This is a genomic window from Cupriavidus sp. Met-2, from assembly GCF_049843575.1.
Lineage (GTDB): Bacteria > Pseudomonadota > Gammaproteobacteria > Burkholderiales > Burkholderiaceae > Cupriavidus > Cupriavidus metallidurans.
Genome location: NZ_JBBHZL010000007.1, coordinates 113,551 through 132,076, shown reverse-complemented (window position 1 = coordinate 132,076; position 18,526 = coordinate 113,551). Strand labels below are relative to the sequence as shown.

Here is an 18,526-nt window from a genome sequence, read left to right as displayed (position 1 = left end):
TCATGAACATGATGAGCAACAAGGAAGTCGGGTTCGCCGATCTGTTGAAGAACGGCCAGACCCTCAAGGAATTTCGCGACGACATCCTCGCCCGCACCCAGGAATCGGGCCACTACAACGGCCTTACCAGCCTGGACTTCCGGGACAGCGACCCGATCGGCTATGAGAAGCTGTTCTCCAAGCTGCGGGGTGGACTGGTCCATGCGCGTGAAACCGCCAAGAAGATTGCCGCCAGCCCGATCGTCGAGCAGGAGGGCGAGCTCTGCTTCACGCTGTATAACGCGGTCGGGGACTGCGTGCTGACCTCCACCGGTATCATCATCCACGTAGGAACGATGGGTGCGGCGATCAAGTACATGATCGAGAACAACTGGGAGGCCAACCCCGGCATCTATCCCGGCGACATGTTCACGAACAACGACTGCTCCATCGGCAACGTGCACCCGTGCGACATCGCCACGATCGTGCCGATCTTCTGGGAAGGCAGGCTGATCGGCTGGGTGGGCGGCGTGACCCATGTCATCGACACGGGCTCCGTAACGCCGGGCTCCATGTCCACGGGCCAGACGCAACGATTCGGCGACGGCTACATGATCACGTGCCGCAAGACGGGCGCGAACGATGTGCCGTTCCGCGACTGGCTGCATGAGTCGCAGCGCTCGGTACGCACGCCGAAGTACTGGATTCTCGACGAACGGACCCGCATCGCCGGCTGCCACATGATTCGCGAGCTGGTGGAGGAGGTGATCCGCGCCGACGGTATCGAGGCCTACGAGAAGTTCGCCTACGAAGTCATCGAGGAAGGCCGCCGCGGGCTCCAGAGCCGCATCAAGGCCATGACGCTGCCTGGCAAGTACCGCAAGGTCTCATTCGTCGACGTGCCGTACAAGCATCCGGACGTGCAGGTCTCCAACGCCTTTGCCAAGCTCGACTCCATCATGCATTCGCCGGTGGAAATGACGATCCGCCCCGACGGCAAGTGGCGCCTGGATTTCGAAGGCGCGAGCCGCTGGGGTTGGCACACGTTCAATGCGCACCAGGTGGCCTTCACCTCGGGCATCTGGGTGATGATGTGTCAGACCCTGGTGCCGACCCAGCGTATCAACGACGGCGCCTACTTCGCCACCGAGTTCCGGCTACCCAAGGGAACATGGTGCAATCCCGATGACCGGCGCACCGGCCATGCGTATGCCTGGCATTTCCTGGTGTCCGGCTGGGCGGCGCTGTGGCGTGGTCTCTCTCAGTCGTACTTCAGCCGTGGCTATCTGGAGGAAGTGAACGCGGGCAACGCCAATACTTCCAACTGGTTGCAGGGTGGCGGCATCAACCAGGATGGCGAGATTCACGCGGTCAACAGCTTCGAGGCCAGCTCTTGTGGCACAGGCGCGTGCGCGGTCAAGGACGGTCTCAATCACGCCGCTGCCATCTGGAACCCCGAAGGCGACATGGGCGACATCGAGATTTGGGAGATGGCCGAGCCATTGCTCTACCTGGGCCGGAACGTCAAGGCCAACTCCGGCGGCTACGGCAAATATCGCGGCGGTTGCGGCTTCGAGACCCTGCGAATGGTCTGGAACGCCCAGGACTGGACGATGTTCTTCATGGGCAACGGCTTCATGAACAGCGACTGGGGCATGATGGGTGGCTATCCATCGGCCACCGGGTATCGCTTCGAAGCGCACCGCACCGGGCTGGAACAGCGTATTGCCAGTGGCGATTCACTGCCGCTGGGCGGCGACATCGACCCGGCCAATCCGGACTACGAGCGCCATATCGACGCCACCGCCGAGGTCAAGCGCGACAAGCAGTGCATCACGACCGAGGACTGCTACGCCAACCACGATCTTTACCTGAACTACCTGCGCGGCGGCCCGGGCTTCGGCGATCCGCTCGATCGGGACCCGAAGGCGATCGAGGCGGACCTCAACCAGAAGTTCTTGCTGCCTGAGTATGCGCAGAAGGTCTATGGCGCGGTGTTCGCTCAGGACGCCAGGGGCGTGTTCGCGGTGGATGCCGCAAAGACCAAGAAGCGTCGCGCGGAGATCCGCAAGGAGCGCCTGGCGCGCGCGGTGCCGACGCGCGAGTGGATGAAGGAGGAGCGCGAACGCATCCTCAACAAGCACGCATCGGTCCAGGTGCAGCATATGTTCGCCACGAGCTTTGCCTTGTCGGAGAAGTTCACGCAGAGCTTCAAGGACTTCTGGAACCTGCCCGAGGCATGGCACGTGAGAGAGGAAGAACTGGGTGTGCCGTGCTATGGCGCCAAGCACCGTATGGACTTGTCGCTGATGCCGGACGTCACCACCGTTGTCCAGGTCGAAGAGTAACCACCGCACTCAGGAGTCGAACCATGTCTGTCTATACCAACGAACAAGTCGACCACCTCGTCGAGGGGAAGCTCGACTGGGAAACCACGTTCCGCATGCTGTCGATGCCCAAGGACGAAGGCCGCTTCGAGCAGTACCTGGCCGCCTTGCAGGCGAAGGTGAGTTTCCCGGACCGCATCGTGCTGCCGCTCGGCCCGCACATGTATATCGTGCAATCGGCCGCCAGCAAGAAGTGGGTGGTCAAGTGCGACTGCGGCCACGAGTTCTGCGACTACCGCGAGAACTGGAAGCTCCATGCCTCCATCTATGTGCGTGATACCGAGGAGGCCATGGCCGAGGTCTATCCGACGCTGATGGCGCCTGATACCAGTTGGCAGGTGTATCGCGAGTACTACTGTCCGTCTTGCGGCGCGATGCATGACGTGGAGGCGCCCACACCGTGGTATCCGGTGATCCACGACTTCGAGCCGGATATCGAGGCGTTCTACAAGGAGTGGGTGCACTTGCCGGTGCCCGAGCGGGCACCAGACTGACCGGGTAGGGCGGGTTTGCCGGACGGTGCGAAGCGGCGGGTGGTGCAGCCCGCCCGCTCCGTCCGGCGGTCCTGCACGAGCAGAGATACGCCGGCGACCGGCAGCATCGTCCACGACGCTGCCGCCTAGCCGCCTAGCCGCCTAGCCGCCTAATCCGCCTGGCCGGGCAGCGGCGTCACGGCAGTCGAGGGGACTACGCCAACCTTACTGCGCGTCGAGCTGGCGGCGCGCGCGGCGCGAATAGTAGGCGAAAGTCGCTTCGAATCGCTTCTGCGTGCTGACCCAGCGTTGCGCCTCGCGACCGAGTTCGGGCGGGATCGGCTGGATCTCCCCGGCGGCCATCGCCAGCAGTTGCAGGCGAGCGGCGCGCTCGAACATCACGCCCAGCACACAGGCTTCTTCCACCGACGCGCCCGCCACCAGCAGGCCGTGGTGCGACAGCAGAATCGCCTTCTTGTCGCCCAGGGCGCCCGCGATGAGTTCGCCCTCTTCATTGCCGACTGGAATGCCCGGCCATTTTTCCAGGAACGCGGTCTGGTCGTACAGCACGCACGTGTCCATGTGCGAGATCGTCAGCGGCACTTCCAGCATGGCAAGCGCGGAAGCGTGCGGCGCGTGAGAGTGAACGATGCAATTCAAATCGGGACGCGCGCGATAGAGCCATGAATGGAAGCGATTGGCGGGGTTTGGCATCCCGTTTCCGGAAATCACCTCAAGATCTTCGTTGACGAGGAGGAGGTTGTCCGCCGTGATTTCGTCGAAGCCAAGACCCAGGCGTTGCGTGTAGTACGTGCCCGGTTGTTCCGCCCGCGCCGTGATCTGGCCGGAGAGCACCGAATCGTGCCCGAACGTGAACAGGATCCGGCAGGTCTCGGCGACAGCTTCGCGCAGCGGCATCCTGTCCGCGCGGAGTTCGGTCTGCATTTTTTCGAGCGAAGACGCGACGATTTCGCTCTTGCTCAACTGCATGGTATTGGCCATGTTGTGTCCTTCAGGGATGTGCTGGAGTCGGGGTAGGAGGTGGCTTTACTTGTTGCCTGCGCCAAGGAGGGCAGACCATCGCTGATTCTCGTCGCTGATCAGCTTGCGGAATTGTTCGGGTGATGACGCGGCGGGCTCGGTCCCTTGCGCAATAAGCGTTGCCTTGAACTTCGGATCGGCGGCCACCTTCGCCACGGCGGCATTGAGTTTCTTCACGATGGCCGGATCAAGTCCCGCGGGTCCGATCAGGCCGGCAACGGAGCCGGATACCAGTGATGGAAAGCCAAGCTCTGCTGTGGAGGGTACCTGCGGCGCGGTGGAAAGCCGGTGCGGGCTTGCCACGGCCAGCGCGCGGAGCTTGCCGGACGTCACGAACGGCATCACCTGGGGCGTGGCTTCAAACGTCATGTTGACCTGGCCCGATACAACGTTGGTGACGGATTCCGCGCCGCTCTTGAATGGCACATGCAGGAACTCGACCTTCGCCACGTCCTGGAAAATGCGCATTCCCTGATAGGGCGCGCTCCCCACGCCGGCGGTGCCGACGCTGATGGCATCGGGCTTGCGCTGAGCGAGCTTGATCAGTGCGGGCAGTGTGTGAGCCGGAACATCCGCGCCAACCACGACAAGGAATGGCGTAGACCCCACGAGCGAGATGTAGGTGAAATCCTTCGCGCTATCGAAGTTGACCTTGACGTCCGTATGCGGATTGACGGCCAGCACGCCAACGGTGGCAAACATCAGCGTGTAGCCATCGGGGCGCGCGCGCCGCACGAAGTCGGCCGCGATGTTGCCGCCGGCGCCGGGCCGATTCTCTACCACCACCGACTGGCCAAGCTGCTCGGAGAGCGCCTTGCCCGTCGCTCGCGCGATAAGGTCGGTAATGCCACCGGCGCCAAACGGCACGACCAGGGTGATTGGCTTGTCGGGGTATCCGGTGGCATGGGCGGTGAACGGGATGCTCAGCAGCGTGGCCGCAGCCAGGCTGGCCATGGACGACAGGCTACGGCGGCGATGGGGACGGGTAGGGCGGGTGGGGCTCACTTGCATTCTCCTTCAGGGGGCGTATTGGAAACAAGTGTGTCTAGCATGACACCAAAGTGTCCTTGGTGCAACCGAGTTGCCGGGTGGGTCCATCGGGCCGTAAAATCGCGGACCGATGGATGCGCCGGTTCAGGCGCGCACAAACCTCGATTCCGGGATGAGCAAAAAGCAAAAAGTGGAACCCGTGGCGGCCGAGCCGAGCATTGCCGAGCGGCTGGCCGAGCTGCGCAAACTCAACGGCCTGACGCTCGAAGAACTGGCGCAACGCGCGTCACTGACCAAGAGCTATCTGTCCAAGCTGGAGCGGGGACTGTCGTCGCCGACCATTGGCACTGTGCTCAAGCTGGCCGATGCGCTGGGCGTGACGGTGGATCAGCTCATCACGCGGTCGTCGCGTGCCAACGAGATTCTTCACATCCGGGCGGCGGACCGGATTCCCTTCAGCCCGTCCACGGAGCGCCTTGGCTATACCTACGAGGCCATTGCGACCGAACGGCCCGACAAGGCGATGCAGCCCTTCATCATGGTGCCGCCGTTCACGCTCGAGGAAGACCAGCCCATGGCGAGCCATGCGGGAGAGGAACTGATCTTCGTCGTCTCGGGCGAAATGGAAGTCCTGTTCGACGACCGTACCGTGCGCATGAGCGCTGGCGATTCGCTGTATTTCAACGCTTCCATTCCGCACCGGTCACGTTCGCTGGGGCGGATTCAGGCACAGGCCCTGGTGGTCGTCAGCGATCGCAAGAAGGCGTGACGCGAGGGCGAACTCTCGCGGAGGCGGATTTTCGCTCCAGGCAACAACGGATCGCGTAGTTCGGCAATTCACTTGCCGCGCCGGACCTCTGGCCCTATGATTTCATGACACACTGTGTCATATAGGAAATTTTAAAGGCATGGAGGAAACCGTGAGTCAGACTTCAGACCGAAGCGTCGGAGCCACTGCGCCGTCGTGGCGTGGTGTTGTCCGCTTTCTTCACAAAACGCCAAGGGCTTTCCTGCCGATGCTGCCCTTTCCGGAGATCACCCTCGTCGCTGGCAAGGGCATCGAAGGGGATCGCTACATGATCGGCAACGAGGCGGGGTTCTACTCTCACAAGCCCGAAGAGGGCCGGCAGGTCACGCTGTTCGAACTGGAAACGCTCGAGGCGCTGGCCCGGGATGCCAAGGTCGTGTTGCATCCCGAGGAACACCGCCGGAACGTCACGGTAGAGGGCGTGCCCCTCAATCACCTCGTGGGGCGCCGGTTCTGGCTTGGCGAGACGTTGCTGGAGGCCACTCGCCTGTCCACACCGTGTCGTCACCTGGAGGAAATCCTCGGCAAGGCTGTCTTCGATCCGCTTGTTCATCGCTCGGGTCTCAACTGCAAGATACTCAGCGGCGGCGTGGTGCGTATCGGCGATGTAGTGAGGCCAGCCTGATGGCGGCCCGGCCCATCAAGACCGTTTCGGTGGTGGTGTCCGCCATCGACGAGCCACTGCCCGGCGTCAAGCGGTTCGTCCTCAGCGACCAGGACCACTGGCCGTTGCCGCCTTTCACCCCCGGCGCGCATATCGACCTGCATCTCGGAGGCGGCCTGGTGCGCACGTACTCGCTGTGCAACGAACCTTCGGACAGGAACCGGTATGTCATCGCCGTGAAGCACGAGGTGGCGGGGCGAGGGGGATCGGCCTTCGTGCACGAGCGGCTCGATGTCGGGGCGTCGATCGGGGTGTCGCTGCCCAGAGGTGGCATCCGCACCACGGACACGGGGATGAACGTCTTCATCGCAGGCGGGATAGGTGTGACGCCGTTTATCTCGACGATCCGCGATCTCGAACTGCGGGGCCAGACGAACTACGTGCTGCACTGGTCCAGCGCGGGGGTGCCATCGCTCGTCGACATGCTGGGCGATGCCATCGCGGCGGGCAGGGTCCGGCTTTACGACACACGCGTCGAATCCGCGCCCGATATGGATGCGATTCTGAATGCGTGCGGTGAGAATGCCAAAGCCTACTGCTGCGGTCCGATGAGGATGCTTGACGCCTTCGGGCGGATCGTCGAAGGCTGGCCGGACGCCCGCAAGCACATCGAGCGCTTCACGCCGCCCAAGCCTGTGGAAGATACCGACGCGGCGCCTTATACCGTGGTGCTGGCAAGGAGCGGGAAGGAGGCGATCGTCGAGCCACATGTCGGGCTGGTCGGAACGCTGGAGGCACTTGGGGCGGACGTGTCCGTGTCTTGCGGAGGCGGCGTTTGTGGCGCGTGCAGGACGACCTGGCTGGAAGGGCCGCCGATCCATCGGGACCGCGTTCTGTCGCCGGAAGAGCGCGCCCAGGACGTCATGGTCTGTGTGGCCGGATGCTCTGGCTCACGATTGGTGCTGGATCTGTAGGGGCTGCCGCTTCGCCCCTTGGCCTGGTTTCGGTTTTCGCCGGATCCCACTCAGACCTGTGTCGTGATAGCATTTGTCCTATGACAATGCTGCGACGGGAGCTGCATGTCCGCTCACCGCTGATATCCCGATATGCGCCGAGGCCCAGGCCATGCACACAGATCCCCCTGATTCCGTACATCCGACGCAGCCGCTCCACGACCTGCACAACCGCTGGCCACAGGCCGAGTCCGTGGAGGACTTCCGTCACAACCTCGCGGCCGTTCATGCGCGCATCGCGGCGGCCTGTCACCGCGTTGGCCGCGATCCTGCCGGTGTGCGGCTGTTGCCCGTCAGCAAGACCAAGCCGGAGGCGAGCATTCGTCTGGCCCATGCGGCCGGTTGTCGTCTGCTCGGCGAAAACAAGCCGCAGGAGGCCTACCGAAAGTGGGAGGCACTGGCGGATCTGGAGGACCTGCAGTGGTCGGTGATTGGCCACCTGCAAACCAACAAGGCCAAGCTCGCGGCGCGTTTCGCCACCGAATTCCAGGCGCTGGACAGCCTGCGCGTGGCCGAGGCACTGGACCGCCGTCTGCAGATCGAGGGCAGGGCGCTCGATGTGTTCGTGCAGGTCAACACGTCCGGCGAGGCGAGCAAATTTGGTCTGCATCCCGATGAGGTGCCGGGCTTCCTGCGCGCGCTGCCTGCATTCTCCGGCTTGCGCGTGCGCGGGCTCATGACGCTGGCGCTGCTGTCGGCGGAAGCCGAGCGGGTACGCCAGTGCTTCGTGCTGCTGCGCGAGCTTCGCGAGCGGCTACGGCAGGATGCGCCCGTCGGCATCGGGCTCGATGAGCTTTCGATGGGTATGTCCGGGGATTTCGAGATTGCCATCGAGCAAGGCGCCACGGTCGTGCGCGTCGGTCAGGCGATCTTTGGCGCCAGATCAACGCCCGATAGCTTTTACTGGCCAGAGGCGGAAGGGGGTGACTCTACATTGAGCGCTGCTCACTCCGGCCGTCAAGGCGAACGTTGATGGGACACGCTGCATTGCATCGCAAGGAAATGAGCCATGTTTGGTGAGACAGATACCGGGGACGCGCTGCGCCCCATCTTCATGGACGTTGTGTCCGTACAGTCGCAGGTGGTCTATGGCCATGTTGGTAACAACGTGGCCTTGCCAACGTTGCGCGCGCATGGCCTGAACGTGGCCGCCGTGCCGACGGTCATGTTCAGCAACACCCCTCACTACCCGACGCTGCACGGTGGAGCGCTACCCATCGACTGGTTCGGGGGATACCTGAGCGACCTGTCGGCCCGTGGCGCGCTCCAGCGCCTGAAAGCCATCCTGGTCGGCTATCTCGGCAATCCGGAGCAGGTGGCCGTGCTATCCCGCTGGATCAATCAGGTGCTGGCCGAGCACCCGGATGTGCAGGTGATCGTCGACCCGGTGATCGGTGACCATGACACCGGGATCTATGTCGCGGATGGCATGGTCGAGGCCGTGCGTGAGCTGCTTCTGCCGCTGGCACATGGACTCACGCCGAACGATTTCGAACTCGGGCATCTGAGTGGCCGTTCCGCCGACAGCGTCAACAGCATCGAGCAGGTCGCCGCCGCCGCGCGCAGCCTGCTGACCGATCGCGTGCAATGGATGGTGGTCACCAGCGCGGCCCCCGGCACATGGGGACACGACGACATGAAACTGCTCATCGTCACCCGGGACGATGCGCAGGTGCTGAGCCATCCCCGCATCGCGGTTTCGCCCAAGGGCACCGGAGACCTGTTCAGCGCGAAGTTGACCGCGCGGCTATTGGAAGGAATGTCGCTGGCCGAGGCCGCTGCAAGCGCCAGCGACCACGTGGTGACCGCTCTGGAAGCCACCCGTCGCGCGCAAAGCCTGGAGCTTCAATTGCCATCGAACCCCTGTATCACGCATCGAGAGTGATCCGATGAAAACCTATCGACTCAACATCTGGCGCCATGACAGGCTGCTGGGTCATTTCGATTCCGGCACGCCGTGGGCCGCCGAGGCCGTCAAGGACGTTGCGGGCCGCCTGGGTGCCGCGGATGGCTATCGACTCGAGTTGCTTGTGGCAACGGATGAGCGTCGTGTGTTGGAAAGCGGCCCCGGTGGCGTGCGGGTGCTCGGCATCGAGCCGCTGTTCGTCAAGATCTCCCTGGACGAGCACATCCAGGGCTGAAATCGGTCAGGTGCGTGGGGCGGTTGTGGGGCGATTGAGGGGCGATTGCGGGGTGATTCAGCCTCGGCTGGCAATTGCCTGACCCAGCCGCACTGGCTGTCCGACCTGCCAGTCAGGATGGTATTGCCATGCCGATCCCGGCATCAGCAGCACAATCGTCGAGCCGAGCTGGAAGTGCCCCATCTCCACACCCTGAAGCAGATCCTTCAGTTGAGGTGCGGAAGCGCCGTCGGCGTAGTGCCACTCCGAGACTTGCCCGGATCGCTTGGGCTCCACCAGGCCATGCCAGACCGTGGCGATGCGCCCGACGATGGCAGCACCCACGAGCACCAGCGCAAAGACGCCGTGCTGCGGATGCTCGAACCAGCAAACCAGACGCTCATTGATGGCGAGCAGTCCGTCGATGCCTTCAACGATATCGGGCCTGACGGAGTACAGCTTGCCGGGCACATGACGCATGCCCAGCAGGCGCCCCTCGCACGGCATGTGAATCCGGTGGTAGTTACGGGGGCTCAGGTACACCGTGGAAAAGCACCCGCCCTCCAGCTGTTTCGCGAGGGCGGCATCCCCCAGCAACGCGGTGGCGCTATAGGCATGTTGCTTGGCATGGATCATCTGGCCAGCTTCGACGCGCCCAATCTGGCTGATCGTGCCGTCCACCGGGCTGGTCCAGTCTGCTGCGGCGATCGGGCGCGCGCCGGGGCGCAGCGCGCGGATAAAGAACGCGTTGAACGTCGGATAGGTGGCGAGGTCGCTGACCAATGCCTCATCGAGGTCGATCTTGTGCCGGCGCACGAACGTGCGGATCAGGTACTGGGCGAGCCAGGGCTGGCGGCAATCCGCCAGTTGACCTGCGATACGGGTCAGCAGGTGTAGCGGGGCGAGGCGTTGCAGCAGGACCGAAAAGGACATGGAGGCGGGCGTTGGGGCGACCCGGTGCAATGCATCGGGCCGCTGATTGTTTCATGGGGCAGAATTCTAATGTGGAACGATCCCGTTTGTACCGTTTCTGCCCGGTATCGTCGCGAGGTATCGTTGTTACGGCAGGGAATCACTGTATTGCCTCCGTGGCGGCGGCGATCTACCCAAGGCTGCGCCTGATGTCCTGCGCCAGCCGTTCGCATTGTGCCGGTTCGATGGCGGAAATCGTGATGCGCAGGCCCCGCACGCCATCCTGCACGGAGAAAACGCTCCCTTGCCGGACCAGCCAGCCTTGCCGGGCCAGTGCCAGGGCGATGGCCTGATCGTCGCACTGCAAGGGCACCCAGAGGTTGAAGCCATCGCCCTGCGCCATGTGCCCGATGCCCTGAGCATCCAGCGCCTGCTCCATCGCCTGCCGGCGTCGGGCGTAGTCGTTCCGGGCCTTGTCGATCAGCCTGATGGTCTCGGGGCGGGTGACGGTGACCTCGACGATGTCCTGCAGAAGGTGGCTGACCCAGCTTGTTCCGGGCGCCAGGCACAAGCGTAGCTGCCGGGATGTGGCCACATCGCTGGCAACCGCGGCGACCCGAAGATCGGGGCCCAGTGCCTTGGTGAAGGACCGCACCACGGCCCAGCGATAGGTGCTGCGCGGTATCACTGGGTGATAGGCGGCGCCAGAGAGCAGGGCGAAATGGTCGTCCACGATCACCGGCACATTGGGATGCTTTGCCAGTAATCGCGAGATTGCCCGCGCCCGCTTCTCGCTCAGGCAGCAGCCCGTCGGGTTGTGCGCGCGCGGCGTCAGGATGACAGCCTGAGCCCCCTTGGCAAGGGCGTTTGCCAGACCTTCTGCCTGAATGCCTTCCGCATCCACGGGCACGCCGATCGGCTGCAGTCCGATGGCGCGCAGCATGTTGATGCTGCTCAGGAAGCAGGGATTTTCGACCGCTACCTTGTCCCCAGCCACCAGATACGCGTTGAGCAGCCGCTCGATGGCATCGACGGCGCCATGCGCCAGATTGACTTCGAAAGGCGCGGGGCAGTCGGGCTCGAACCATTTCCGCGCATACGCTTCCAGCCCGGCATTGACAGTGGGTTCGCCATAGAGCCGCGGCTTGTAGGGGCGGCTCTGCAGAGCGCCCGAGATATCCGGCAGCCACTCGATATTCGGATTGCCGCTGGCAAGATCGGTCAGGGGGCTGCCCGCCAGCGTGCCTTCCTGCTCACCCGGCTCGTACTGGTCGCGGATGATCGTGCCAAGCCGCCCCTGCGTCACGGCAATGCCCGCCATGGCGAGGCGCTTGTAGGCCGCGGCCACCGTGTTCCGATTGATGCCCAGTTCCAGGGCCAGGTCGCGTACGGGGGGAAGAGACGTTCCGGGGAGCAGTTGCCGGGACTGCGTCAGGGTGCGTACACAGTCGAAGATCTCCGCGGCGGTCTTGCCGTGTATTTTCATTGGGTGCCAGGACAGTCGATGTGTGCGGGAAAGCCAGGATTCATCCAGTCCGATCTGGCCCGATCTTGCCCGAGGGCGTCATTCTGACATGCCCGGACATTTGGCAGGTATGCCAATCCAGCGATTGGCATAGGGCAAAAAACGGTGATGCAGCGGAATCGGGGATACCGGATTGAAGTGGGCTTCGAGCCGCATTCGCGGCGGTGGCTCCCCGGGGGCGCGCCGCGCCGGTGCTCCACGCCGATCGGCCGTTGGAGCCGCCAAAGGAACTTGCCGCCCTCCACCGGGTCAATTGTTGCGGTCGGTTACAATGCTGTGCCGCAATATCACAATTCTCAGGCTGACGCTGCAGTTGTATCGCATTCGTCACAATAAATGTGATTTTTACCGGCTTTTCACGCCCCCAATTTGATGCGTTTCGTCCTCTTCCTGCTGACTGCCTTGTGCCTGTCCGCGCTGTCGTTCTCGGCAGCGGCGAACGTGCGCTCGGCCGTGCCGAAGGTGGTAGCGGCGAAAGCGGAAGCGGCGAAGGTCGAGGTGGCCATACCCGACTACGATGCGAGGCTCGCCACCGGCGACGATCTCGCGCAGCTTGCCCTGCCGGGAGATCCCGACTTCGGTGACGACGCGGAATTCGATGACGGTCCGCCGCCGGGGTACTGCAATATCTGGTCGGCTGATCTGCTCGATCCGCCCGATCTTTTCGACGCGGTCGACGAGACCAGCGCGTTATTCATCCTTCCCACATTCCAGCTTGCGCAATCCGTCGATGTCGTGCTGCCCACGCTCACGGAACGCGGCAAGTTCCAGTCCGAAGGCCAGTTCCGGCCGCCCAGACCCTTCGTCTGATCGCTCAGGCCGCCGTCCGTGCTGACTGCACGCGCGGTGCGCCTTCATTGCCCCTGAGTCCACACACGTCCGTGACGGTTGCCGTCGCGGTCTGACGCCATGCGTGCCCGCCTGCCGAACGATGTCCGGTGGTGGGGCGTGTGACGGGAAGCGTGTGTGTAGTCGCCGGGGCAGTCGTGCCGTTCGACCGATCCTGACATGAAGACCAAGAAAACGTTGACTTGGGCCGCCGCGCTGTCGTTGATGAGCGCGCCGGCCTGGGCCGCGCAGCCCGTGCCGGCCGGCGTTACCGCCGCCCCCGGGGCTGCCTCGCCACAAGCGGCGAAGCTCGCCGCCAAGGCCATGCCGCGCGCTACCACGCCAGCCCCCGATACGTTCGATCTGCCGCAGTTGCTGCAACTGGCGCAGTCGACCAACAAGGGCGTGGAAGCCGCGCAGGCCAATGTGGATGCCGCCACGGCTGCTATTACCAGCGCCCGTGCGTATCCGAACCCGCAGGTGGAAGTGATGTATGGACGCCTGTCCGGCAAGCAGCCGGGCGTGACCAGCGGCAATGCGCCGTCCTACGCAATCGTCCAGAAACTCGATTACCCGAACCAGCGCAATCTGCGCGAGCAGATGGCGGGCCGCGGCCTGGAGGCTTCCGAGGCAATGCGGCAAGGCTTCCGCAGTGACCTGGCCGCACGCGTGAAGACGTCGTACTACCAGGTGCTTCGCCGCGAGACCGAACTGGCCGCTGCGCGCGAGGACCTGAACATGATGCGGCAGATCCAGGAGCGCGCGAAGGTGCGCGTGAACGTCGGCGAGGCCCCGCGCTATGAATTGATCAAGGCCGACACGGAACTGCTGGCTGCGCAAAAGACGCTGCAGACGGCGGAGCTGCGCGTCGACCAGGCCAAGGCCACGCTGCGCCAGCAGGTGGGAGGCGTAATGCCCGCGCGCTTTGCGCTGGACGGCAGCCTCGGGCACGCGCCCGACATGCCTCCGCTGGCAACGTTGCGCGACACGCTTCAGGCCAGCAATGCGGAACTGACCCAGCGCCGCAGCGAGCTGGAACGCGCGAAGCTGGGCGTGGACTACCAGCGCGCGCTGCGCTGGCCCGAGGTGGCGGTGCGTGCCAGCACCGACCGGCAGCCCGACAACAATGTTTCGCAGATCGGCCTGGTGATGACGATTCCGATCTGGGATCGCCGCAGCGGCCCGGTGGGCGAGGCGACGGCGCAGGCCACGCAGGCCCGCACGGCGCTCGAAGCGCGTGAATTCGAGTTGATGCAGGAACTCGACACCGCCTATCGCCAATACGAGATCGCGCAGGCCCAGGTGACGGCGCTGGAATCGGGCATCGTGCGCGAGGCCGAGTCGGCCTTGGGCGTGGCCGAATCCGCCTATCGCTTTGGCGAGCGCGGCATTCTCGACTACCTCGACGCCCAGCGCGTGCTGCGTAGCGCGCGCAGCGAGTTGATTGCCGCGCAATACGAACTGCAAGTCGCCGCCATCCAGATTGACAAGCTCATGTCGGCCTCGCCGGGCGTCAATACCGCCCCTGCGTCGTCCATGCCCGACCTCCCGAATCTGAACTGATCATGCGTCCCCAATTCCTGCTTTCCTTTGCAGCCGCCGCCGTGATGATGCTGTCGCTGGCCGGCTGTTCCGATGACCCCGCCCCGGCCGCCGAGGCGCCAAAGTTGCCACCTGGCATTGTCAAGCCCGAGGAGAACCTCAAGCGCACGCTCAAGGTGGCGCCGGTTGCCGCGTCCCCATTCAGCGAGATGTTGCGCGTGGCGGGCCGTATCGACTTCGACGAGCAGCGCGTCTCGCGCATTGGCGCCAGCGTGACTGGCCGCGTGACCGATCTCTATGCCGTGCTCGGCCAGGAAGTCAAGGCCGGCCAGGTGCTGGCCCGCCTGCACAGTAGTGAACTGGGCGCTGCCCAGATGGCCTTCCTGAAGGCCGAAGCGCAGAACACGCTGCAGGCCCGCAATGCTGAGCGCGCGCGGCAACTGTTCGCCGCCGACGTGATCGGCCGTGCCGAACTGCAGCGCCGCGAAAGCGAATACGCGATTGCCGCGGCGGAGGCTCGTGCTTACCGCGATCAACTGCGCGTGCTCGGCATGTCCGCCGCGTCGATCGCCACGCTGGCGAAGAGCGGCAGCATCGAGTCGTATTCGCCGGTGTTCTCGAGCATCAACGGCACGGTGGTCGAGCGCAATGTGGCGCAGGGCCAGGTGGTGCAGCCGGCTGACGCGCTGTACACGGTGGCCGATCTGTCGCGCGTGTGGGTCGTCGCCGAGGTGCCCGAGCAGCAGGCTGCGCAGGTGGCCGAAGGGCAGAGCGTCGATATCGAGGTGCCGTCACTGGCCAACAGCAATGGTCGCATCACGGGCAAGCTGATCTACGTGGGTCGGACCGTGAATCCGCAGTCGCGCACGGTGCTGGTTCGTACCGAACTCCAGAACAAGGATGGCCGTCTCAAGCCCGCCATGCTTGCCACCATGCTGATCGCCGCCAAGCCGGTGGAACTGCTGGTGGTGCCGGGTTCAGCCGTGGTCCGTGAAGGCAACGATGAACAGGTCTATGTGGAAGTTGGCGACGGCCAGTACCGCCTGACCAAGGTGAAGCTGGGCCCGGAGAGCGACGGCATGCGTGTGGTCCAGAGCGGCATCAAGCCTGGCGACCGCGTGGTCGTGGAAGGCGCGTTCCATCTGGACAACGAGCGCAAGCAGCAGGAGCAGGGGTAACCGGCCATGATGACATCGCTTGTTGAAGCCGCGATCAAGCAGCGGCTGGTGGTGTGCGTGATCGCCGTGGTGCTGTTCTTCTTTGGCCTGCGTGCGGCCGGGAAGCTCTCCGTCGATGCGTTCCCGGACGTGACCAACGTCCAGGTGCAGATCGCCACGGAAGCCACGGGACGCTCGCCTGAGGAAGTGGAGCGCTTTGTCACGGTGCCGATCGAGATGTCGATGACGGGCCTGCCCGGACTCGAGGAGATGCGCTCGCTGAACAAGGCGGGCCTGTCGCTGATCACGCTTGTGTTCACGGACAAGACCGACGTCTACTTCGCGCGGCAGCTCGTCATGGAGCGGCTGATCGAGGTTTCCGGCCGAATGCCCGAGGGCGTGACGCCGGTGCTCGGGCCGGTTTCTACCGGGTTGGGCGAGGTCTACCAGTACACGCTGGACCGCGCCGACGACGGCGACCGCGAACTGACGCAGGAGGAACTGTCGGAGCGCCGCATCGCGCAGGACTGGGTGGTGAGGCCGCTGCTGCGCTCGATCCCGGGCGTGGCGGAAATCAACTCGCAGGGCGGCTTCGTGCGGCAGTACCAGGCACTGGTCAATCCGGAGCGGATGCGCCACTACGGGATCAACATCCAGCAGGTCTACCAGGCGCTGGCGCGTAACAACGCCAACTCCGGCGGTGGCGTGCTGCCGCATTACGCCGAGCAGTACCTGATTCGCGGCGTGGGCCTGGCCAAGGGTGTCGACGATATCGGCAGCATCGTGCTCAAGGAGATCAACGGCACGCCGGTCTACCTGCGCGATGTGGCACAGGTGACGATCGGCCACGAGGTCCGCCAGGGCGCGCTGGTCAAGAACGGCCAGACCGAGGCCGTTGGCGGCATCGTGATGATGATGCGCGGTGGCAACGCCAAGGAAGTGGTGAGCCGCGTCAAGGCTCGCGTGGCGGATATCAACGAGCGTGGCATGTTGCCGGGCAAGCTGCAGATCGTGCCGTACTACGACCGTAGCGAACTGGTGGACTCCGCGCTGTGGACCGTCACCAAGGTGCTGCTCGAAGGCGTGGTGCTGGTGGTGATCGTGCTGTTCCTGTTCCTGGGCGACGTGCGTTCCTCGGTGATCGTGCTGGCCACGCTGGTGCTGACACCATTGCTGACGTTCATCGTGATGAACCAGGTGGGGCTGTCGGCCAACCTGATGTCGCTGGGGGGGCTGGCCATCGCCATCGGCCTGATGGTCGACGGCTCGGTCGTGGTGGTCGAGAACGCGTTCGAGCGGCTCGGCCACGCGGAGAAAACCGGGCTGACGCGCACGCAGGTGCTGGTCAAGGCGGTGCAGGAAGTGGCCACACCGGTGATCGTGGGCGTGGGCATCATCATCCTGGTGTTCCTGCCGCTGATGACGCTGTCCGGCATGGAAGGCAAGATGTTCGCGCCGCTGGCCTTCACGATCTCGATCGCGCTGGCGATCTCGCTGTTCCTGTCGCTGACGCTGTCGCCGGTGCTGTCGTCGTACCTGCTCAAGGGCGGCGCCGAACACGACACGCGCGTCATCGCGTTCATGAAGCGCTACTACCTGCGCATGCTTCACTGGTCGCTGGCAAACAGCAAGAAGACCGTGCTGTCGGCGGTGGGGCTGTTCATCGCCACGCTGATGATCGTGCCGCTGCTTGGTACATCGTTCATTCCGGAGATGAAGGAAGGCTCGATCGTGCCGGCTATCGACCGCGTGCCGAACATCTCGCTGGAAGAGTCGATCAAGTTGGAGAAACAGGCCAACAAGCTGGTGCTCGAAGTGCCGGGCGTGAAGTCGGTGGTCTCGGGCGTGGGTCGTGGTGAAAGCCCGGCCGACCCGCAGGGTCAGAACGAATCGACGCCGATCGCCAGCCTCAAGGACCGCGACGAGTGGCCCGATGGCTGGACGCAGGACGACATCGCCAACGCGATCCGCGAGAAGCTCAAGGCCATTCCCGGCGTGCAGATTGTGATGGCGCAGCCGATCTCGGACCGCGTGGACGAGATGGTCAGTGGTGTGCGTTCCGATATCGCCGTGAAGATCTTCGGCGACGATCTGGAAACGCTGCGTGACCTGGCCGGCCAGATCGCCCGCGTGGCAGGTGGCATCCAGGGGTCGCAAGACATCCGTATCGAACGGATCTCGGGCCAGCAATATCTGTCGATCGAGATCGACCGTCAGGCGATTGCGCGGTACGGGCTGAACGTGTCGGACATCCACGACATCATCGAGATCGCCATCGGCGGCAAGCGTGCCACGGATATCTTCGAAGGCGAACGTCGCTTTGCGGCGGCCGTACGTCTGCCCGAGGAATTCCGCAGCAACGTGCAGGAGATTCGCCAGTTGCTGGTATCGGCGCCCGATGGCGTGCAGGTGCCGCTGCAGAGCGTGGCGAAGATCGAAGTGACCGATGGTCCGGCGCAGATCAGCCGCGAAATGGCCAAGCGCCGCGTGGTGGTGATGATCAACGTGAAGGATCGCGATCTCGGCGGCTTCGTGGCCGAACTGCAGTCCGCCACCGAGAGCAAGGTCAAGCTGCCCGAGGGCTACTACTTCGAGTGGGGCGGCCAGTTCCAGAACATGGAACGCGCGATGGGCCACCTGAAGATCATCGTGCCGATTACCATCGCCGCGATCTTCTTCCTGCTGTTCCTGCTGTTCAATTCGGTGCGCTATGCCACGCTGATCATCACGGTGCTGCCGTTTGCATCGATCGGCGGCATCATCGGGCTGTTCGTCACGGGCGAGTACCTGTCCGTACCGGCGTCGGTGGGCTTTATCGCGCTGTGGGGCATGGCGGTGCTGAACGGGGTGGTGCTGGTGTCGTACATCCGCACATTGCGCGAGTCGGGCATGTCGCTGCGCAACGCGGTGGTGCGCGGCGCCACGCAGCGTTTCCGTCCGGTGATGATGACCGCGACGATCGCCATGCTGGGTCTGGTGCCGTTCCTGTTCTCGACGGGCCCCGGCTCCGAGGTGCAGCGTCCGCTGGCGGTGGTGGTGATCGGCGGGCTGATCACGTCGACGCTGCTCACGCTGGTCATGGTGCCCACGCTGTACCGCTGGTTCGATGACCGCAAGCCGGAGCCGCGCGACATGTCGGTGTAACGC

Annotated in this window: 16 protein-coding genes; 12 read left to right on the top strand and 4 right to left on the bottom strand. The window is 64.1% G+C overall.

Annotated features, from left to right (window positions below):
- Nucleotides 1–2: 2 nt before the first annotated feature.
- Together WD006_RS16700 and WD006_RS16695 are read left to right on the top strand one after the other, a co-directional pair.
- On the top strand, nt 3–2,327 hold the full coding sequence (locus WD006_RS16700) for a hydantoinase B/oxoprolinase family protein (protein WP_011518601.1): 2,325 nt from the start codon (nt 3–5) through the stop codon (nt 2,325–2,327).
- Between the two features lie 23 nt (nt 2,328–2,350).
- Complete coding sequence (locus tag WD006_RS16695) at nt 2,351–2,860, top strand: acetone carboxylase subunit gamma (RefSeq protein ID WP_011518602.1); 510 nt, start codon at nt 2,351–2,353, stop codon at nt 2,858–2,860.
- 204 nt (nt 2,861–3,064) lie between these two features.
- On the opposite strand, the gene WD006_RS16690 is transcribed toward WD006_RS16695, so the two are convergent.
- A complete protein-coding gene (locus WD006_RS16690) occupies nt 3,065–3,841 on the bottom strand; it encodes an aldolase (RefSeq protein ID WP_011518603.1) in 777 nt (258 codons plus the stop codon).
- 45 nt (nt 3,842–3,886) lie between these two features.
- Nucleotides 3,887–4,891: a Bug family tripartite tricarboxylate transporter substrate binding protein gene (locus WD006_RS16685; RefSeq protein ID WP_029309364.1), complete on the bottom strand. Its 1,005-nt coding sequence runs from the start codon at nt 4,889–4,891 to the stop codon at nt 3,887–3,889.
- A 109-nt stretch (nt 4,892–5,000) separates the two neighbouring features.
- Between WD006_RS16685 and WD006_RS16680 the strand changes: the two genes are divergently transcribed.
- The 6 genes from WD006_RS16680 (at nt 5,001) to WD006_RS16655 (ending at nt 9,436) form a co-directional block, all read left to right on the top strand.
- Nucleotides 5,001–5,639, top strand: coding sequence for a helix-turn-helix domain-containing protein (locus WD006_RS16680; RefSeq protein WP_011518605.1), 639 nt, complete (start codon nt 5,001–5,003; stop codon nt 5,637–5,639).
- Nucleotides 5,640–5,886: 247 nt separating this feature from the next.
- Nucleotides 5,887–6,303, top strand: a complete 417-nt coding sequence (locus WD006_RS16675) for an MOSC domain-containing protein (protein ID WP_227874134.1) — start codon at nt 5,887–5,889, stop codon at nt 6,301–6,303.
- Entirely contained in the window at nt 6,303–7,256 is a 954-nt protein-coding gene (locus WD006_RS16670; RefSeq protein WP_029309365.1) for a PDR/VanB family oxidoreductase, read from the top strand. Before WD006_RS16675 ends, WD006_RS16670 begins: the two co-directional genes overlap by 1 nt.
- A gap of 151 nt (nt 7,257–7,407) precedes the next feature.
- Nucleotides 7,408–8,268 carry a YggS family pyridoxal phosphate-dependent enzyme gene (locus WD006_RS16665; RefSeq protein WP_029309366.1) on the top strand — a complete coding sequence of 287 codons (861 nt, stop codon included), beginning with the start codon at nt 7,408–7,410 and terminating at the stop codon, nt 8,266–8,268.
- 36 nt (nt 8,269–8,304) lie between these two features.
- On the top strand, nt 8,305–9,180 hold the full coding sequence (gene pdxK, locus WD006_RS16660; RefSeq protein ID WP_029309367.1) for a pyridoxine/pyridoxal/pyridoxamine kinase: 876 nt from the start codon (nt 8,305–8,307) through the stop codon (nt 9,178–9,180).
- A gap of 4 nt (nt 9,181–9,184) precedes the next feature.
- Nucleotides 9,185–9,436 carry a hypothetical protein gene (locus WD006_RS16655; RefSeq protein WP_029309368.1) on the top strand — a complete coding sequence of 84 codons (252 nt, stop codon included), beginning with the start codon at nt 9,185–9,187 and terminating at the stop codon, nt 9,434–9,436.
- A gap of 57 nt (nt 9,437–9,493) precedes the next feature.
- Here the strand turns inward: WD006_RS16655 and asd are convergent, their stop codons facing one another.
- Nucleotides 9,494–10,348 carry an archaetidylserine decarboxylase gene (asd, locus tag WD006_RS16650; RefSeq protein ID WP_029309369.1) on the bottom strand — a complete coding sequence of 285 codons (855 nt, stop codon included), beginning with the start codon at nt 10,346–10,348 and terminating at the stop codon, nt 9,494–9,496.
- Between the two features lie 169 nt (nt 10,349–10,517).
- Nucleotides 10,518–11,813 carry a transcriptional regulator PtsJ gene (gene ptsJ / locus WD006_RS16645; RefSeq protein WP_029309370.1) on the bottom strand — a complete coding sequence of 432 codons (1,296 nt, stop codon included), beginning with the start codon at nt 11,811–11,813 and terminating at the stop codon, nt 10,518–10,520.
- 411 nt (nt 11,814–12,224) lie between these two features.
- On the opposite strand from ptsJ, the gene WD006_RS16640 reads away from it, so the two are divergent.
- From WD006_RS16640 to WD006_RS16625, 4 genes are all read left to right on the top strand, one after another.
- A complete protein-coding gene (locus WD006_RS16640) occupies nt 12,225–12,662 on the top strand; it encodes a hypothetical protein (protein WP_011518614.1) in 438 nt (145 codons plus the stop codon).
- A gap of 198 nt (nt 12,663–12,860) precedes the next feature.
- Nucleotides 12,861–14,243 (top strand): TolC family protein, encoded by a 1,383-nt coding sequence (locus tag WD006_RS16635; protein ID WP_035833738.1) that lies wholly within the window; start codon nt 12,861–12,863, stop codon nt 14,241–14,243.
- Nucleotides 14,244–14,245: 2 nt separating this feature from the next.
- Complete coding sequence (locus WD006_RS16630) at nt 14,246–15,400, top strand: efflux RND transporter periplasmic adaptor subunit (protein WP_011518616.1); 1,155 nt, start codon at nt 14,246–14,248, stop codon at nt 15,398–15,400.
- Nucleotides 15,401–15,406: 6 nt separating this feature from the next.
- The gene (locus WD006_RS16625) at nt 15,407–18,523 is read left to right on the top strand and encodes an efflux RND transporter permease subunit (protein ID WP_029309372.1); all 3,117 of its coding nucleotides are present in this window, start codon (nt 15,407–15,409) and stop codon (nt 18,521–18,523) included.
- Nucleotides 18,524–18,526: the final 3 nt, after the last annotated feature.

What these genes read in the sequence shown, in the direction of transcription:
- WD006_RS16640 (WP_011518614.1), top strand. Translation starts at nt 12,225, where the DNA reads ATGCGTTTCGTCCTCTTCCTGCTGACTGCCTTGTGCCTGTCCGCGCTG.
- pdxK (WP_029309367.1), top strand. Translation starts at nt 8,305, where the DNA reads ATGTTTGGTGAGACAGATACCGGGGACGCGCTGCGCCCCATCTTCATG.
- WD006_RS16630 (WP_011518616.1), top strand. Translation starts at nt 14,246, where the DNA reads ATGCGTCCCCAATTCCTGCTTTCCTTTGCAGCCGCCGCCGTGATGATG.
- WD006_RS16675 (WP_227874134.1), top strand. Translation starts at nt 5,887, where the DNA reads ATGCTGCCCTTTCCGGAGATCACCCTCGTCGCTGGCAAGGGCATCGAA.
- WD006_RS16690 (WP_011518603.1), bottom strand. Translation starts at nt 3,841, where the DNA reads ATGGCCAATACCATGCAGTTGAGCAAGAGCGAAATCGTCGCGTCTTCG.
- WD006_RS16670 (WP_029309365.1), top strand. Translation starts at nt 6,303, where the DNA reads ATGGCGGCCCGGCCCATCAAGACCGTTTCGGTGGTGGTGTCCGCCATC.
- WD006_RS16655 (WP_029309368.1), top strand. Translation starts at nt 9,185, where the DNA reads ATGAAAACCTATCGACTCAACATCTGGCGCCATGACAGGCTGCTGGGT.
- WD006_RS16625 (WP_029309372.1), top strand. Translation starts at nt 15,407, where the DNA reads ATGATGACATCGCTTGTTGAAGCCGCGATCAAGCAGCGGCTGGTGGTG.
- asd (WP_029309369.1), bottom strand. Translation starts at nt 10,348, where the DNA reads ATGTCCTTTTCGGTCCTGCTGCAACGCCTCGCCCCGCTACACCTGCTG.
- WD006_RS16635 (WP_035833738.1), top strand. Translation starts at nt 12,861, where the DNA reads ATGAAGACCAAGAAAACGTTGACTTGGGCCGCCGCGCTGTCGTTGATG.
- WD006_RS16680 (WP_011518605.1), top strand. Translation starts at nt 5,001, where the DNA reads ATGGATGCGCCGGTTCAGGCGCGCACAAACCTCGATTCCGGGATGAGC.
- ptsJ (WP_029309370.1), bottom strand. Translation starts at nt 11,813, where the DNA reads ATGAAAATACACGGCAAGACCGCCGCGGAGATCTTCGACTGTGTACGC.
- WD006_RS16665 (WP_029309366.1), top strand. Translation starts at nt 7,408, where the DNA reads ATGCACACAGATCCCCCTGATTCCGTACATCCGACGCAGCCGCTCCAC.
- WD006_RS16695 (WP_011518602.1), top strand. Translation starts at nt 2,351, where the DNA reads ATGTCTGTCTATACCAACGAACAAGTCGACCACCTCGTCGAGGGGAAG.
- WD006_RS16685 (WP_029309364.1), bottom strand. Translation starts at nt 4,891, where the DNA reads ATGCAAGTGAGCCCCACCCGCCCTACCCGTCCCCATCGCCGCCGTAGC.
- WD006_RS16700 (WP_011518601.1), top strand. Translation starts at nt 3, where the DNA reads ATGAACATGATGAGCAACAAGGAAGTCGGGTTCGCCGATCTGTTGAAG.